A 16,102-nucleotide genomic window follows, 5' to 3' on the forward strand; every position below is an offset into this window, starting at 1 on the left:
GGTCTCGCCTTCATGCATTGCGGTGATTGGGCCGCCGGATCGACCATCCGGCGTCGATGGGGTTTCCGTCTGGGGATCAGCCGTTGACGAAGGCCATGTCGGCCGCCGTCAGCTCGATGCTGCGCAATTCGCGGTTGACCAGGAAATTCTCGGTCTCCTGCACCGTTTCGGCCAGCTCGACACGGGCGTCGAAGCGGGCGCGGAAGGCCTCGATGATCTCGTTGACGATGACCTCGGGGGCGGAGGCGCCGGCGGAAAGGCCGAGCGTCGAAATCGCACCGATTTCGTCCCAGTCGAGTTCGGCGGCGCGCTGTACCAGGATCGATTTCTTCGCCCCTGCCCTCAGCGCCACTTCGACGAGGCGCTTGGAATTGGAGGAATTCGGCGCGCCGACGATGATGAAGAGATCGCAGCCGGGGGCCGCCTGCTTCACCACTTCCTGGCGGTTGGTCGTCGCATAACAGATCGAGTCGGCCGCCGGCGCCGTCAGATTGGGAAAACGCTCCTGCAGGCGGGCGATGACGCCGGCCGTATCGTCGACCGACAGCGTCGTCTGTGTGACGTAACCGAGATTGTCGGCGTCGACAGGAATATAGGCGTCGGCATCCTCGATCGTCTCGATCAGCGACACCGAACCCTCGGGCAGCTGGCCCATCGTGCCGATCACTTCGGGGTGGCCGGCATGGCCGATCAGAACGACATGGCGGCCGAGGCGATTGTGGCGCATCGCCTGCTTGTGGACCTTGGAGACCAGCGGGCAGGTGGCGTCGAGATAGAAGAGATTGCGGCTTACCGCATCCTCCGGCACGGATTTAGGCACGCCATGGGCGGAGAAGACCACCGGCTGGGCGCGATGCTCGGCCGGGATTTCGTCCAGCTCCTCGACGAAGACGGCGCCCTTGGCCTCCAGCCCCTCGACGACATAGCGATTGTGGACGATCTCGTGGCGCACATAGACAGGCGCGCCATAGGATTTCAGCGCCAGCACGACGATCTGGATGGCGCGGTCGACGCCGGCGCAGAAGCCGCGCGGCCCACAGAGCCTGATCGTCAAGGGAGGTTTCGCCGCAATATTCATGTCTGTTCCGGATTGAGAGATTTAGGGACCTCTAGCCCAATATAGGTGGAATTTGAAGCGATACTATTGCGCCGGCTGCTTGCCCGGCTTGCGAAACCAGGAGATCCCCACCACGGCAACAAGCACGGCGGCAAGCCCATACCAGGTGAAGGCATATTGCAGATGGTCGTTCGGCAGATCCACCTGGGTAACGCCGCCGATCGGCAGGCCGGCCGGATTGGGAGTTGAGTCGGCATCGACGAAAAACGGAATGACGCGGGCCTTCTCCAGCCCGACGCTTTCGGCCATGACGTCGAGATCCTTCCAATAGAAGATGTTCTTGGCAATATCGTTGTCGGGCACCACCCAGGAAGGTTTGCCGGGAAGTTTTTCGCGGGCGAGACCGGTGACGGTCTGCTGATCCGTCAGCTGGCCCTGCATGCGCATTTCGGGCTCCTTGTTCTCATAGGGAACGAAGCCGCGATTGACCAGGAGCGCGCGCCCGTCGGCAAGCTCCAGGGGGGTATAGACATAGAAGCCGGTCTGGCCGCGCCAGGTGGCGAAGAAGTGGCGCTCCTTGTTGTTGATATAACGGCCGGTGACGGTGACCTTGCGATATTCGATATCGCCGCCGCTTGCCGCCATCGCCTCGATATCGGCAAGCGGCATGGGGGCGGCCACTTGCCGCGCGGCGATATCGGCGAGCAGGCCCTCTTTCCAATGGAGACGTTCCACCTGCCAGGTGCCGAGCGAAATCAGGATGGCAAGGGCGATCAGCACCAGGATGCCAGTGATGACGGGCAGCCGGCGGCGCGGCATGGCATGCTCTATTTCAGTCACTCAGGCGTCCTTCGCGGGCATTGTGGCGGTATTGCATGGCGATCAGGATGCCTTTGAACCAGCGTAGGGTCAGCAGCGACAGGATAATGGTCAGCGGACCGAAGAGCAGAATATGCACCCAGATCGGCGGCCCGTAATTCACCTGCAGCCACAGCACCATGCCGATGACGATGAAGCCGACGATGAGGATGACGAAGACGGCCGGCCCGTCGCCGGCATCGGCGAAGGAATAATCGAGGCCGCAGGAGGCGCAGCGCGGCTTGACCCCGAGCAGACCGTCGAACAGCTTGCCCTGACCACAGCGCGGGCAGCAGCCCTTGATGCCTGTCTTGACCGGATCGACGGGGGGATAATGGGCGCTGTCTTCGCTCATGTCATTCCTTCTGGCCATTCCTTCTCTGCAGTCCATCCTGCCTTAACTCTCCCATAAAGTATTCGCATCCCGAATGGAAATGCCTGCGCGCTTTCGCCTCAGTGATTCGCGCCAAACAGAAGAAGAAGACGGATGACCAATGACAACCATGCCGGCCAGATCATTATCTTGAACGGTGCGCCCAGAAGCGGAAAATCCAGCATTGCGCGCGCAATCCAGGACGAATTCGAGGGGCCGTGGATCAACCTCGGCGTCGACAGCTACAATGCCATGACGCCGGAGCGCTATCTGCCCGGCATCGGCTTGAGGCCGGGCGGCGAGCGGCCGGAGCTCGAAGAACTGGTGCCGTTCCTCTATGCGGCGCTTTATGAATCGATCGCCATGCATGCCGGATTTGGCCTCAATGTGGTGGCCGATCTCGGCCATCATGACAGCTACTCGCAGCCGCTCGGCATTCTCGCCGACTGTGCCAGGCGCCTGGACGGCTTTTCCGTGCTGTTCGTCGGCGTGCGCTGTCCGATCGAAACGATCATGCAGCGCCGGGAATTCAAGCAGGAAGGCCGCGAGACACTGTATGTAAGAGCCACCGAGGAGGTGCCGATCCCCGAGCCGGTGCAGCGCTGGCAGGACGAGGTGCACCGGCCGGGCATTTATGACATGGAGGTCGATACTTCGGTGCTGACGGCACTTGAATGCGCCGAAGCGATCCGCCAGCGCCTCGATCTCAGCATTCCCGAGCCTTCGGCGTTCGAACGGATCGCCGGCGGGCGCTGATGGCGATTGAACTTCAGCCCGTGAAAGAGGACGAGGATTGGCGGGCCTATCATACCATCCGGCGGTATGTGCTCTTCGAATTGCGTGGGCTCGATGGTTACGATGACAATCATCCGGATGAGCATGAAGCACGCCATATACCGCTCCTGCTGAGGAAAGACGGCCTTGCTGTCGGTACAGTCCGCCTCGATCTGTCGAATGGCGCGGCCGGTGTCGTGCGACTTGTCGCCATCATGCCTGAATATCAGAGACAGGGGCTCGGACGGATTTTGATGTCCGAAGTTGAGAAGCTATCGGCCAAGCACGGCCTCGAACGGCTGGAAGTCCATGCCGCGCCGGATGCTGTGCCTTTCTACGAAAAGCTTGGCTGGGCCATGGTCGATGCCGACAGAGGTAGTCCGCTCATGGCCAAGGAGATTCAATCATCCCATGATGGCGGTGGATCTGGCGACGATTCTTCGTTCCCGCGCCGATAGGCATTTGGAGATCGAGGTCGCATTGCCTCTTGCAACAATTCGATGGTCTGGAAGATGGATCGCCGATGACGAAGCATGGGGCGAGTGTGCGCCTCCTGCCCATCGTGCCCCACCCTCCGTCCTGCTCGGGCTTGACCCGAGCATCCATGCATGGACTCGTCCGGTGCGAGGAGCATGGGGTATGGCCGCGCGAGACGGCAGGAGCGGCGGCAGATTTCGCCAAAAATCTCAGATTGATGTGCAGCTTTCGTCGGATGCTATCGGTCTTCTCCGTGCTTGTGGCATGGATCGTCGGGTCAAGCCCGACGATGACGGAGTGTGCGAGACACCTACTAAAAAGGGCGGACACGAGGCCCGCCCTTTGTTTGGATAATCGCTGCCGTCAGCCGGCTGCGACGGGCGCGCCCCAGCCGCCCCAGACGTAGATGCAGAAGAACAGGAACAGCCAGACGACGTCGACGAAGTGCCAGTACCAGGCGGCGGCCTCGAAGCCGAAATGCTGTTTCGGGGTGAAATCGCCGCGCAGCGACCGGATCAGGCAGACCAGCAAAAAGATGGTGCCGATGAGGACGTGGAAACCGTGGAAGCCGGTCGCCATGAAGAAGGTCGCGCCGTAGATCGAATTCTTGAAGGCGAAAGGTGCGTGGGCATATTCATAGGCCTGGACGCTTGAGAAGAAAATGCCAAGCAGCACGGTCAGCGTCAGGCCCTGGATCAGGCCCTTGCGGTCGTTGTGCAGCAGCGCATGGTGCGCCCAGGTGACGGTCGTGCCCGACAGCAGCAAGATGACGGTGTTGTAGATCGGCAGGTGCCAGGGATCGAGAACCTCGATGCCCTTCGGCGGCCAGGTGCCGCCGGTGTAGAGCAGACGCGAGGCCTGGATTGCCTCGTTCGGATAGAGGCTGGCGTCGAAATAGGCCCAAAACCAGGCGACGAAGAACATCACTTCCGAAGCGATGAACATGATCATGCCGTAGCGCAGGTGCAGCGAGACGACGCGGGTGTGGGCGCCCTCATGGGCTTCCTTCACCGTATCGGCCCACCAGCCATACATGACGTAGAGCACCAGCGCGAAGCCGATGTAGAAGAGCCAGGGGTTGGCGAGTTCGGCGCCCGCGAGCTTGAAAGAGCCGCCGCTCAGGTAGCGCATGTAGCAGACTCCGCCGATCGCCATGATGAAGGCGCCGAGCGAGGCGAGAATCGGCCACGGGCTCGGATCGATGATGTGATAGTCGTGATTCTTCTGATGAGCATCGGCCATGTAGCTATCCCCGGATGTCTTCCTTCACTCCGCTCCCGGCATAGCCGGAAACGAGCCTTGATCAAAGTTTCTTTTCACTTTTTACCGCTCCACCCTCATTCGAAGCCACAGGCTTCGGACCCTCTTTCGGGTAGAACGTATATGACAGCGTGACCGTGTGGATGTCCTTGGACTCCACGGCCTTGACGATTTCCGGGTCGATGTAGAACACCACCGGCATGTCGAGCTTCTCGCCCGGCTTCAGGTCCGTTTCCGTAAAGCAGAAACATTGCACCTTGTTGAAATAGACGCCGGCTTCGCCCGGCGTGACGTTGAAAACCGCCTGGCCGCGCTGGGTCTCGTTCGAGCGATTCTCGGCGGTGAAATTGACCTGGATCGTTTCGCCGATCTTCGGATTGACCTCGCGCTCGACCGGCTTGAAGTCCCATTGCAGGCCGGGCGCGACATTGGCGTCGAAGGTGACGCGCATCGTGCGGTCGAGCACGACGCTCGACACCTGGTCGACGCGCTGCGTCGTGCCGTTATAGCCGGTGACCTGGCAGAAGATGCGATAGAGCGGCACGGCGGCGTAGCTCATCGCGCCCATGCCGAAGACGAAGCTCAGGCACATCATGACGACGGCGCCGTTGTTGCGGCCCTGCTTCTTCGGTGCACCGTTTTCGCTCATCCGGCCATTCCTCCGCCGATCTTCACGATGGTGATCGCGTAGAAGAGGACGACGAGGCCGGCAAGCACCAGCCCAAGGGCGATGTTGCGGTTGCGGCGCGACTTCATCTGCTTTTCGGTGAGCTTGACCGTTTCCATCAGAACCAACCTCCCGCATGCGAGAACAGTACCGACGCCAGCCGGTCGATCATCAGGGCGGAGAACACGGCGAAGAGGTAGAAGATCGAGAAGCCGAAGAGCTTCTTCGCCGGGATCATCTTCAGATCGCCGTCGGGCATACGCCAGACGGCGATGGAACAGTATATGAAGATCGCGCCGAGGGCGGCGGCGACGAGGCCATAACCGAGGCTCGCGAAACCGAGGAAGGACGGCAATACCCCACAGACGGCGGTCAGCACCGCATAGGCGACGATCTGATGCTTGGTCACCCGCTCGCCGGCGACGTTCGGCAGCATCGGCACGCCGACGGCCTCGTAATCGCGCATCTTGAACAGAGCCAGAGCCCAGAAATGCGCCGGCGTCCACAGGAAGATGATCATGAAGAGAACGGTGCTCTCGACCGTCACGCTGTTGGTGACGCAGGCCCAGCCGATCATCGGCGGGAAGGCGCCGGCAGCACCGCCGATGACGATGTTCTGCGGCGTCGAGCGCTTCAGCCACATGGTGTAGACGACGGCGTAGAAGAAGATGGTGAAGGCAAGGATGCCGGCCGAGAGCCAGTTGACGGCAAGGCCGAGGATGACGACCGAGAAGCCGGAAAGCACCAAGCCGAAGGCGAGCGCCTCCGAGGGGGCGATGCGGCCGGCCGGGATCGGACGCTTGGCGGTGCGGCTCATGATGGCGTCGATATCGGCGTCATACCACATATTAAGCGCGCCGGAGGCGCCGGCGCCGACGGCGATACAGAGAATGGCGATCAGGCCGAGGACGGGATGGATGTGGCCCGGCGCCAGCACCAGGCCGGCAAAGGCGGTGAAGACCACGAGCGACATCACCCGCGGCTTCAGCAATTCGAAATAATCGCGCGCACTCGCTTCCGACAATTCGCCGTCCTTTGCAAGCACCCCGTGATTGTCGATAACCGTCATCATTCTGTCCCGAATGTCAGAATACCAGGACGCCGTAACGAATGCGGCGTCCTGATACCCGCGCAATTACTTGATGCGCGGAAGCTGTTCCCACTGGTGATAGGGCGGCGGCGAAGGCAGCTGCCATTCGAGCGTCGTTGCACCCTCACCCCACGGATTGTCGCCGGCGACGCGCTTCTTGGCGAAGGCTTCGAAGACGCCATAGAGGAAGATCAGCACACCGAAGGCCGAGATGTAGGAGCCGATCGAGGAAACATAGTTCCAGCCGGCAAAGGCATCCGGATAATCGATGTAGCGGCGCGGCATGCCGGCAAGGCCGAGGAAGTGCTGCGGGAAGAACACCAGGTTGACGCCGATGAACATGATCCAGAAATGCAGCTTGCCGACCAGCTCGTTATACATGTAGCCGGTCATCTTCGGGAACCAGTAGTACCAGCCGGCGAAGATCGCGAAGACGGCGCCGAGCGACAGAACGTAGTGGAAGTGGGCCACGACGTAATAGGTGTCATGCAGCGAGCGGTCGAGACCGGCATTGGCAAGCTGGACGCCGGTGACGCCGCCGACCGTGAACAGGAAGATGAAGCCGATCGCCCAGAGCATCGGCGTGCGGAACGAGATCGAGCCGCCCCACATCGTCGCGATCCAGGAGAAGATCTTCACGCCCGTCGGAACTGCGATGACCATCGTCGCGAAGACGAAGTAGCGCTGCGCGTCGAGCGACAGGCCCACCGTGTACATGTGGTGGGCCCAGACGACGAAGCCGACGGCGCCGATCGCGACCATGGCGTAGGCCATGCCGAGATAACCGAAGATCGGCTTCTTCGAGAAGGTCGAGATGATGTGGCTGACCATGCCGAAGCCCGGCAGGATGAGGATGTAGACCTCAGGGTGACCGAAGAACCAGAACAGGTGCTGGTAAAGGATCGGGTCGCCGCCGCCTTCCGGAGAGAAGAAGGAGGTGCCGAAGTTACGGTCGGTGAGCAGCATGGTGATGCCGCCTGCCAGAACCGGCAGCGACAGCAAGAGCAGGAAGGCGGTGATCAGCACGGACCAGGCAAACAGCGGCATCTTGTGCAGCGTCATGCCGGGAGCGCGCATGTTGAGGATCGTGGTGATGAAGTTGATCGCACCAAGGATCGACGAGGCGCCGGCAATGTGGAGCGCGAAGATCGCAAGATCGACCGCCGGTCCCGGCGTGCCGCTGGTCGCCAGCGGCGGATACATCGTCCAGCCGCCGCCCGTGCCGTAGGCGCCTGCCGGGCCTTCGACGAACATCGACAGCAGCAGCAGCGCGAAGGCCGGAACGATCAGCCAGAAGGAGATGTTGTTCAAGCGCGGGAAGGCCATGTCGGGGGCGCCGATCATGATCGGCACCATCCAGTTGGCGAACCCCCCGATCATCGCCGGCATGACCATGAAGAAGATCATGATCAGCGCATGCGCTGTGGTGAACATGTTGAACATCTGCTTGGCGCCGTCGATCGCGGCATCGCCCTCATAGCCGTAGACCATCGAGGCCAGGCCGTGGAAGATCTGGATACCAGGCTCCTGCAGCTCCATGCGCATGGCGACGGACAATGCACCGCCGATGATGCCGGCGATGATCGCGAAGATCAGGTAGAGCGTGCCGATGTCCTTGTGGTTGGTCGAGAACAGCCAGCGATTGGCAAAGCTCGGCTTGTGCCCGTGATCGTGATGATCGTGGTCATCATGAGCGTGGTCGTGATGGGCGTGATCATGAGAATGATCGTCGTGAGCGGAAGGTCCAGCCATTGTCCCGATCCCCTTAATTACTGTGCTTCGGCGACGTCGAGGGTCTCTGCGGGACCATCGGTTGCGGCCATGAGTGTCTTGTAGGCGCCGGGCAGGTCGCTGGCGGCTGTGGTCAGCCACTGCTTGTACTTGTCCTCGGAGACGACGCGGATGGCGATCGGCATGAACGCATGGTCCTTGCCGCAGAGCTCGGAACACTGGCCATAGAACAGGCCTTCGCGCTCGGCCCGGAACCAGGTCTCGTTCAGGCGGCCCGGCACGGCGTCGATCTTGACGCCGAAGGACGGCATGGCGAAAGCGTGGATGACGTCGGTCGGGGCCGAGGTCACGAGAACGCGCACCGTCTTGTTGACAGGCAGGACCAGCTCATTGTCGACGGCCAGAAGTCTCGGATAAACCGACTTGTCTTCCTTGCCGGCGGCAGCGCGGTCCTGATCCTTCAAGAGGTAGCTGTCGAAAGCCAGCGGGCTGTCGCCCGAACCTTCATATTCGTAATTCCACTGCCACTGGGTGGCGGTCGCCTTGATCGTCACGTCGGGGTTTTCAGGCAGCGTCAGCTGCGCCGTCAGCAGGTTGAACGAGGGAATGGCGAGAAGAAGCAGCACCAGGACCGGCCCCACGGTCCAGGCAATCTCGATCAGCGTGTTGTGGCTCGTCTTCGAAGGAACCGGGTTGGCGCTGGCGCGGAACTTGACGCAGACGACAATGAGCAGCACCAGCACGAAGAGCGTGATCGGAACGATAAACCAGAGGGTATATTGTTCGAACCAATGGATTTCCCGCATGATCGGCGTCGCCGCCGGCTGCAGCGTTGCCTGCCACGGCAGCGGCTGGTCGGCATATGTGCCGGAAGCAAAAAGCAGACAGACCAGCGTGGTCAGGGCTGCATAAGCCTTCTTCATCACCTTATTATCTCCCTCGAGCGCTTGACCTGCAGAATAGAACGCAGAATCCTTGCCATCTTCAGCGCTTCAAACCACAGTTTGGCATTTGCCGCAACAGGCCAGAGCAATTGTCTATGCGGCATTTTTGCTGAAAGCATAGGCAGGCCGGAAGGGCAAAACATCCCAAGTTTTTCATCAGCATATGAAAAATCGGCTTTCCGGCCAATCCGCGCGCCGCACATTCTTGCCGAAAGGTCCAATTTCCGCCGCAGTCCCCCGGTTTTCACGGGGTGGGGCTTTTCATTTTTGGTGGGCAGCTTCAACAATAGCCGCAATGATTCGATATCCAGAGGTTTCCATGGGTTTCCGTTCCCTCGCGCAGTCGCTTCTCGTGACTGCCAGCATCGCGGCCGCAGCGACGACGCCCGTTTTCGCACAGCAGCAACCGACGCCGGCGCCGGCCAAGCCGCCGGCTGCGGCCCCTGCTCCTGCTGCAACGCCGCAGCAGCCGAGCGCGGCCAATCCGAATATCCAGGTGACACCCGGCCAGACCCAGCCGCAGGCGCCGGGCACGGTGAAATCCAATCACGGCGCATGGTCCGTCGTCTGCGACAAGCCGGCAGGGGCTGCGACCGAACAATGCGCGCTGATGCAGAACGTCATCGCCGAGGATCGGCCGGAGGTCGGGCTTTCCGTCGTCGTTTTGAAGACGGCCGACCGCAAGTCGAAGATTCTCCGCGTGCTGGCGCCGCTCGGCGTGCTGCTGCCGAACGGCCTCGGGCTTAATGTCGACGGCAAGGATATCGGCCGCGCCTATTTCGTGCGCTGCTTCGCCGATGGCTGTTATGCCGAAGTCGTGCTCGAAGACGAGCTGCTGAAGACCTTCCGCAGCGGCGCCCAGGCAACTTTCATCGTCTTCCAGACCCCCGAAGAAGGCATCGGCATCCCCGTCGACCTCAAGGGCTTCGCCGAGGGTTTCGACGCGCTGCCTTGAGATCAGGTGATGTGTGCCGCGGCCTTTCGGCTCCCTCTTCTCCCCTCGGAGAGAAGGTGCCCGTAGGGCGGATGAGGGGGCCGCAAAGCCGGAGCGTCCAACAAGAAGAACGTCCATCCAGCTTCGGCCGCACTGGCATGGTCTTGACTGTCTTCAAGTCGCTTGCCGTGAGCGTCGCCGGACAAGGATTAGGAGAGGGTGTGCTGCGTGGCCCTCTCATCCGCCTGCCGGCACCTTCTCCCCGCGCTTCCCGCTCTTTGGAAGCATTCCCTCTCCTAGATATCCTGCCCAACAAAGAATATTCCGCCGCAGGGCTTCACTCCTTATCATGAGGAGCCCTATCTAGATGCGTAAGCGCATCCCCGAACGCATGCCCATTGGAGCCAGACCATGACCACCGATCTCCTGACGCTATTCGATGCCGACGAAGCCACGATGCGTGGTCTGGTCGCCGAGGCACTCGCCGGCGCCGATGACGGCGAGCTGTTTATCGAGCATGCGCAGGCCGAAGCGCTGACCTTCGACAATGGCCGGCTGAAGGGCGGCAGCTTTAACACCGAGCAGGGATTCGGCCTGCGCGCCGTTGCCGGCGAAGCGGTGGGCTACGCCCATGCCGGCGATCTCTCGGTGGCGGCGCTGAAGCGGGCGGCGGATGCGGTGGGCGCGGTGACGCGCGGCTATTCCGGCAGCTATGCGGCCGCCCCGCAAGGCACCAACAAGAAATTCTACGGCGACCAGAACCCGATCGGCCAGCCGAGCTTCGAGGAGAAGGTCAAGGTCCTGCAGGATATCGACGCCTATCTCAGGGCCAAGAACGACAAGGTGCGGCAGGTGACGGCGTCGGTGGCGGCGAGCTGGCAGGTGGTCGACATCCTGCGCGCCGACGGGCATCGCGTGCGCGACATCAGGCCGATGACCCGCATCAACATCTCGGTCATGGTCGGCGAAGGCGATCGCCAGGAAAGCGGCTCCTACGGCAGCGGCGGGCGTATCGGTTTCGGCGATTTCATCGCCGAGGGCAGCTGGCAATACGGCGCCGACGAGGCGCTGCGCCAGGCGCTCGTCAACCTCGAGGCGATCGATGCGCCGGCAGGCACGATGGATGTCGTTCTCGGTTCCGGCTGGCCGGGCGTGATGCTGCACGAAGCCGTCGGCCACGGGCTGGAAGGCGATTTCAACCGCAAGAAGACGTCGGCCTTTGCCGGCTTGCTCGGCCAGATGGTCGCCGCTCCCGGCGTGACCGTCGTCGACGACGGCACGATCGACAACCGCCGCGGCTCGATCACCATCGACGACGAGGGCACCCCGTCGGGCTACAACGTGCTGATCGAGAACGGCAAGCTCGTCGGCTATATGCAGGATCGGCAGAATGCCCGGCTGATGGGCATGGCGCCGACCGGCAACGGCCGCCGCCAGGGTTATGCCCATGTGCCGATGCCGCGCATGACCAACACCTATATGCTCGGCGGCGACAAGACGCCCGAGGAAATCATCGCCTCGGTGAAGAAGGGCATCTATGCCGTTTCCTTCGGCGGCGGCCAGGTGGATATCACCTCAGGCAAGTTCGTCTTCGGCTGCACCGAGGCCTATCTGATCGAGAACGGCAAGGTCGGCGCGCCGATCAAGGGCGCGATGCTGATCGGCAATGGCCCGGATGCGATGAAGCGGGTGTCGCTGATCGGCAACGACATGAAGCTCGATACCGGCATCGGCAATTGCGGCAAGGGCGGCCAATGGGTTCCGGTCGGCGTCGGCCAGCCGCATCTGCGCATGGATCAGATCACCGTCGGCGGCACCCAGACCTGAGGCGAAAGGAGCCTGTCATGGCGGAGGTCGAGATCAGGCGTTTTGCGGAAGGCGACGCCGATGCCGTGCTTTCGGTGATCCTGCCGATCCAGCGCGAAGAGTTCGGCATCGACATCACCGCCGACGCGCAGCCGGATCTGAGGGTCATCCCGGATTTCTATCAGTCCGGCAAGGGAGAGTTCTGGGTCGCCGTCAAGGATGGCGCCATCGTCGGCACGCTGGGCTTGAAGGACATCGGCAATCATCAGGCGGCCCTGCGCAAGATGTTCGTTGCCGCTGAGGTTCGCGGCCGCGAACATGGGGTGGCGGCGCTGCTTCTCGACCGCATGTTCGCCCATGCCAGGGATGCCGGCCTGACCGATATCTTCCTCGGCACGACCGACAAATTCGTCGCCGCCCATCGCTTCTACGAAAAGAACGGCTTTACCGAGATCGCCAAAAGCGCCCTGCCCCGCGCCTTCCCGCTGATGGCGGTGGACACCAAGTTCTATCGGCATAAGGTCGGCTGAAGGCCACCGGCATGCTTCAGCTCTTCGGCGCCTCCGCCGGCTGAAACAGCCACTTGCGTTCGATCGCCGCGGCAAGGTCGATATCATTGCGGCGGGCAAATAGCAGCAGGTGGCCGAGAAGGTCGGCGGTCTCGTCGGCCAGATCGCGCCGCATCTCGTCAGGCGAGCGGCCTTTCGCACGGCCGCGGCCGGTCAGCCGGTTCCAGGCCTGCGTCAGCTCGCCCATTTCCTCCTGCAGCTTCAACAGGAACCAGTCGGCATCGCGTTCGATGCCGTTGGCGGCGACATGGGCGGCGGATGAGATTTCGAACTGATCGGCAAGACGACGCAACATCGGCGTTCTCCTTTTGTTTATGGAGGAGACGCTGATTCCCGATGCTTGTCCAGAGTCGATTGCCTGACCGCGGCGATCAGCCGTGGTCAGGCAGCAGCATGCAGTCGTAGGAGCGCTGCTTCAGCGCATCGCAGGCGGAAACGGCAGCATCCTTGCTGGCGAAACCGACGAAGCGGGCACGGTAGATCTTGTTGGCGCCCTTGCCGACCGCTTCGGTATAGGGCGAGGCTGAACTGAGCGGCGCGCCGCCTTCAGACTTCGCCTGGGCGAGAAGTGCACGCGCAGCATCGGCGCTCGGGGCGGCCGAGATCTGGATCTGCCAGTCGCCGTCGGACTTTTCTGCCGACATTTTCGGCGCCTTGCCGGCGTTCAGGATTTCGTCCATTGCGACGGGACGCTCCAGCGGCACGACGGCGTCATCGGCATAGGCCAGGCTCTTTGCTGCAAGATCGTCGGCCGGGCGCGGTGCGCTGAGCGGCACCGGAACATCGGAATCGTCGGCGGCAGACGCCACTTCGACAGGCTCCCTGGCGCCGACGCTCGCCACCAGCTTGGCGCCGCCGGAAGAGGAGGCACGGCCGAGATAACGGTCGAGCAGACCGGCCATCTTGTCGTCACGGCTGCGGGCGGTGCGGCCGCCGAGCACGACGCCGACGACGCGGCGGTTGCCGTCCCGAACAGCGCTGACGAGATTGAAGCCGGAGGCGTTGGTGTAACCGGTCTTGATGCCGTCCATGCCCTGGTAGCGGTACATGAGATTGTTGTGGCCGCGCACGGTGCGGCCGCGGAAATTGAAGCTTGCCACCGAAAACAGCCGGTATTCGTTCGGATAATTCTTCATCAGCGCGATGGCGAGCGTCGACATATCACGCGCCGTGGTGACCTGGCGGCCGTCCGGCAGGCCGGAGGCGTTGACGAAGACGGTGCGGCTCATGCCGAGCTGGCGGGCCTTGGCCGTCATCATCCGGGCAAAGCCGCTTTCCGAGCCGCCGAGCTTCTCGCCCATGGCGGAGGCGGCATCATTTGCGGATTTGATGATCATGCCATAGACCGCCTCGCGCACGGTGATCGTGCCGCCGGCCTTGACGCCGAGCTTGGTCGGCGGCCGGGAAGCGGCGTATTTCGACATCTTGATCGGCGTATCCCAGGCGATCTTGCCGCGTTTCAGCGCTTCGAAGGTGAGATAGAGCGTCATCATCTTCGTCAGCGAGGCCGGATGGTTCAGCGTATCGGCGTTCTCGGCGGCGAGAACCTTGCCGGTGCGGGCATCGAGGACCAGTGAAGCGCTGCCGGCCAGGGCCGCAAGAGGCGCCGAAACGGCCAGCGTTACGGTCAAAACAGCCGCCAGAAGCGTTCTCATGCAGTTCCCCTTGATGCGTCGGCGCTCGATCGGATCGGCGTTGTGCCGTAACGTGACAGAAGCGGCAAGTTTGGCGCGACTTTGAGGCAACTCCCACCATTTTTCTAGTCTTTTCATTGCCTTGGTTAACAGGAAATGAAAGGAGCCGTGCGAAATCGGGATTCAGCAAGGCTTAAGTCGCGCTTGCTAGTTTCCAGCAAAAAGCAACGGACGGCGCATGATGGGACAATTCCGGCGACTGGCAAAACGCGCGGCGATCGGCGCCGGGCTCGAGCTTTCCTGGCTGATTGCCGCCGCCGGGCTGATGCGCCAGGCGCGCGGACGCGGCGTCGTCTTCACGCTGCATCATGTCCGCCCGCACGTGCCGGAGGCTTTCGAGCCGAATGCGCATCTCGAAATCACCCCCGGCTTTCTCGATACGGCGCTGCGGCGGCTGAAGCGGGAGGGCTATCGTTTCGTGCCGCTCGATCAGGTGCCGGCGCTGCTGGCCGAGCCCGAGGGCGGAACGCCGTTTGCTGCCTTCACGCTCGACGACGGCTACACAAACAATCTGGAGCACGCGCTGCCGGTGTTCGAACAGCATCGGGCGCCGTTCACAGTGTTCGTTGCCAAGGGTTTTGCCGAGGGCTCGCACAGCATTTGGTGGGAGACGCTCGCCGCCCTCTTACGCCGGTCAGGCGAACTTCACTTCGACTTCGGCCGTGGCAGCGAACGGCTGGCGCTCGACGATCCGCAGCAGCAATGGGATGCCTTCGACCGATTCGCCGCCTTTATCCACCGGTCCGACGAGGCGCGCGCCGTCGCCGCGATCGACATGCTGGCGCGGGAAAACGGCATCGAGCCAACCGATCTCACCCGCGCGCTGGTGATGGAGCCCCGCCAGTTGCAGCGGCTCGCGGCCCATCCGCTCGCCACACTCGGCGCCCATACGATCAGCCATCGGGCGCTGGCCCGCCTGCCGGAGGCCGAAGCGCGGATAGAAATGCAGGTTTCGGCCGATTACGTCGAGGCGGTGAGCGGCATTCGCCCCAAGACGATCGCCTATCCCTACGGCACGCCGGAGGCTGCGACCAGCCGCGAGGCGGCGATCGCCCGCAATCTCGGCTTCGAGCTTGCGGTCACCACCCAGCCGGGCCTGCCGGAGGCGAGGAAAACCGGCTATCTCAGCCGCATTTCGCTGAACGGCTTCTACCAGAAGCGACACTACGTCTCAGCGCTTGCCTCCGGCATTCCGCTGAAGCTGATGGGCAAATAGCGCCGCTTACGGATACATCCTGACCTTCTCCCATGCGCCTTCCGCCAAGGCCCGTCGAAATTCGATGCGGTCATGCAGGCGGAAATTCTGGTCCTTCCAGAACTCGATCGAGGTCGGCCGGATGCGGAAGCCCGACCAGTGGGCGGGGCGCGGAATTTCGCCGATGGCATAACGGGCGGTATATTCGGCCACCGCCTTTTCAAGCGCGAATCGGCTTTCGAGCGGGCGGGATTGTTTCGAAGCCCAGGCGCCGATGCGGCTGCCGCGGGCCCGCGTCTTGAAATAGGCGTCGGCTTCGGCGTCGGTGACGATCTCGACCGGGCCGCGCAACCTGACCTGGCGGCGCAGGCTTTTCCAGTGGAAACACATGGCGGCCTTTTTCTGGCCGAGAATTTCACGGCCTTTCTGGCTCTCGAAATTGGTGTAGAAGACGAAACCGTTGTCGTCGAATCCCTTCAGGAGAACCATGCGGACATTGGGAAGACCATCCTCATCGACCGTTGCCAGCGCCACGGCGTTCGGGTCATTGGGTTCGGAAGCCTCCGCTTCGCCAAGCCATTCGGCAAAGAGCTTGAAGGGTTCGCCACTTTCGGTAAAGTCACCGCTTGTTAACTCGTTTGCCGACATATTGGTTCAAATGCCCCGGATTATT

The 16,102-nt window shown here is 62.2% G+C and carries 19 protein-coding genes; 6 read left to right on the forward strand and 13 right to left on the reverse strand.

What is annotated here, in order from left to right; genetic code table 11:
* Positions 1–76 precede the first annotated feature (76 nt).
* From ispH to FHX03_RS02430, 3 genes are all read right to left on the reverse strand, one after another.
* On the reverse strand, positions 77–1,078 hold the full coding sequence (gene ispH, locus FHX03_RS02420) for a 4-hydroxy-3-methylbut-2-enyl diphosphate reductase (RefSeq protein ID WP_003588093.1): 1,002 nt from the start codon (positions 1,076–1,078) through the stop codon (positions 77–79).
* 63 nt (positions 1,079–1,141) lie between these two features.
* A complete protein-coding gene (locus FHX03_RS02425) occupies positions 1,142–1,897 on the reverse strand; it encodes an SURF1 family protein (RefSeq protein ID WP_183852454.1) in 756 nt (251 codons plus the stop codon).
* Positions 1,890–2,270, reverse strand: coding sequence for a DUF983 domain-containing protein (locus FHX03_RS02430; RefSeq protein ID WP_183777299.1), 381 nt, complete (start codon positions 2,268–2,270; stop codon positions 1,890–1,892). Before FHX03_RS02430 ends, FHX03_RS02425 begins: the two co-directional genes overlap by 8 nt.
* 132 nt (positions 2,271–2,402) lie before the next feature.
* Between FHX03_RS02430 and FHX03_RS02435 the strand changes: the two genes are divergently transcribed.
* Positions 2,403–3,044: a chloramphenicol phosphotransferase CPT family protein gene (locus FHX03_RS02435; protein WP_183852456.1), complete on the forward strand. Its 642-nt coding sequence runs from the start codon at positions 2,403–2,405 to the stop codon at positions 3,042–3,044.
* The gene (locus tag FHX03_RS02440; protein WP_183852458.1) at positions 3,044–3,520 is read left to right on the forward strand and encodes a GNAT family N-acetyltransferase; all 477 of its coding nucleotides are present in this window, start codon (positions 3,044–3,046) and stop codon (positions 3,518–3,520) included. Before FHX03_RS02435 ends, FHX03_RS02440 begins: the two co-directional genes overlap by 1 nt.
* Before the next feature lie 382 nt (positions 3,521–3,902).
* On the opposite strand, the gene FHX03_RS02445 is transcribed toward FHX03_RS02440, so the two are convergent.
* The 7 genes from FHX03_RS02445 to FHX03_RS02475 form a co-directional block, all read right to left on the reverse strand.
* Positions 3,903–4,781, reverse strand: coding sequence for a cytochrome c oxidase subunit 3 (locus tag FHX03_RS02445; RefSeq protein WP_097624101.1), 879 nt, complete (start codon positions 4,779–4,781; stop codon positions 3,903–3,905).
* 61 nt (positions 4,782–4,842) lie between these two features.
* Complete coding sequence (locus tag FHX03_RS02450; RefSeq protein ID WP_097624100.1) at positions 4,843–5,448, reverse strand: cytochrome c oxidase assembly protein; 606 nt, start codon at positions 5,446–5,448, stop codon at positions 4,843–4,845.
* Complete coding sequence (locus tag FHX03_RS02455) at positions 5,445–5,585, reverse strand: hypothetical protein (RefSeq protein WP_097624099.1); 141 nt, start codon at positions 5,583–5,585, stop codon at positions 5,445–5,447. The genes FHX03_RS02450 and FHX03_RS02455 overlap by 4 nt, the downstream gene beginning before the upstream one ends.
* A complete protein-coding gene (locus FHX03_RS02460; protein WP_097624181.1) occupies positions 5,585–6,535 on the reverse strand; it encodes a heme o synthase in 951 nt (316 codons plus the stop codon). Before FHX03_RS02460 ends, FHX03_RS02455 begins: the two co-directional genes overlap by 1 nt.
* 66 nt (positions 6,536–6,601) lie before the next feature.
* Positions 6,602–8,308, reverse strand: a complete 1,707-nt coding sequence (gene ctaD / locus FHX03_RS02465) for a cytochrome c oxidase subunit I (protein WP_018449293.1) — start codon at positions 8,306–8,308, stop codon at positions 6,602–6,604.
* Positions 8,309–8,325: 17 nt separating this feature from the next.
* A complete protein-coding gene (gene coxB, locus FHX03_RS02470) occupies positions 8,326–9,210 on the reverse strand; it encodes a cytochrome c oxidase subunit II (RefSeq protein ID WP_183852460.1) in 885 nt (294 codons plus the stop codon).
* A complete protein-coding gene (locus FHX03_RS02475; RefSeq protein ID WP_131711370.1) occupies positions 9,210–9,515 on the reverse strand; it encodes a hypothetical protein in 306 nt (101 codons plus the stop codon). Before FHX03_RS02475 ends, coxB begins: the two co-directional genes overlap by 1 nt.
* 11 nt (positions 9,516–9,526) lie before the next feature.
* On the opposite strand from FHX03_RS02475, the gene FHX03_RS02480 reads away from it, so the two are divergent.
* The 3 genes from FHX03_RS02480 to FHX03_RS02490 all read left to right on the forward strand — a co-directional run bounded on the left by FHX03_RS02480 (position 9,527) and on the right by FHX03_RS02490 (position 12,501).
* On the forward strand, positions 9,527–10,186 hold the full coding sequence (locus FHX03_RS02480; RefSeq protein ID WP_183777296.1) for an invasion associated locus B family protein: 660 nt from the start codon (positions 9,527–9,529) through the stop codon (positions 10,184–10,186).
* A gap of 390 nt (positions 10,187–10,576) precedes the next feature.
* On the forward strand, positions 10,577–11,992 hold the full coding sequence (gene tldD, locus FHX03_RS02485) for a metalloprotease TldD (RefSeq protein ID WP_183852462.1): 1,416 nt from the start codon (positions 10,577–10,579) through the stop codon (positions 11,990–11,992).
* A gap of 17 nt (positions 11,993–12,009) precedes the next feature.
* Positions 12,010–12,501, forward strand: a complete 492-nt coding sequence (locus tag FHX03_RS02490; RefSeq protein ID WP_097624095.1) for a GNAT family N-acetyltransferase — start codon at positions 12,010–12,012, stop codon at positions 12,499–12,501.
* A 16-nt stretch (positions 12,502–12,517) separates the two neighbouring features.
* Here FHX03_RS02490 and FHX03_RS02495 read toward each other — a convergent pair whose 3' ends face one another.
* Together FHX03_RS02495 and FHX03_RS02500 are read right to left on the reverse strand one after the other, a co-directional pair.
* Positions 12,518–12,835: a pyrophosphatase gene (locus FHX03_RS02495; RefSeq protein WP_183777293.1), complete on the reverse strand. Its 318-nt coding sequence runs from the start codon at positions 12,833–12,835 to the stop codon at positions 12,518–12,520.
* A gap of 76 nt (positions 12,836–12,911) precedes the next feature.
* Positions 12,912–14,195, reverse strand: coding sequence for a D-alanyl-D-alanine carboxypeptidase family protein (locus FHX03_RS02500; protein WP_097624093.1), 1,284 nt, complete (start codon positions 14,193–14,195; stop codon positions 12,912–12,914).
* 217 nt (positions 14,196–14,412) lie between these two features.
* Here FHX03_RS02500 and FHX03_RS02505 point away from each other — a divergent pair, with 217 nt between their 5' ends.
* Positions 14,413–15,450, forward strand: a complete 1,038-nt coding sequence (locus FHX03_RS02505) for a polysaccharide deacetylase family protein (RefSeq protein WP_183852464.1) — start codon at positions 14,413–14,415, stop codon at positions 15,448–15,450.
* A gap of 6 nt (positions 15,451–15,456) precedes the next feature.
* Here FHX03_RS02505 and pdxH read toward each other — a convergent pair whose 3' ends face one another.
* Positions 15,457–16,077, reverse strand: a complete 621-nt coding sequence (pdxH, locus tag FHX03_RS02510) for a pyridoxamine 5'-phosphate oxidase (RefSeq protein ID WP_097624091.1) — start codon at positions 16,075–16,077, stop codon at positions 15,457–15,459.
* Positions 16,078–16,102: the final 25 nt, after the last annotated feature.

It is taken from the genome of Rhizobium sp. BK456 (assembly GCF_014194045.1).
GTDB classification, from domain to species: Bacteria; Pseudomonadota; Alphaproteobacteria; order Rhizobiales; family Rhizobiaceae; genus Rhizobium; species Rhizobium redzepovicii.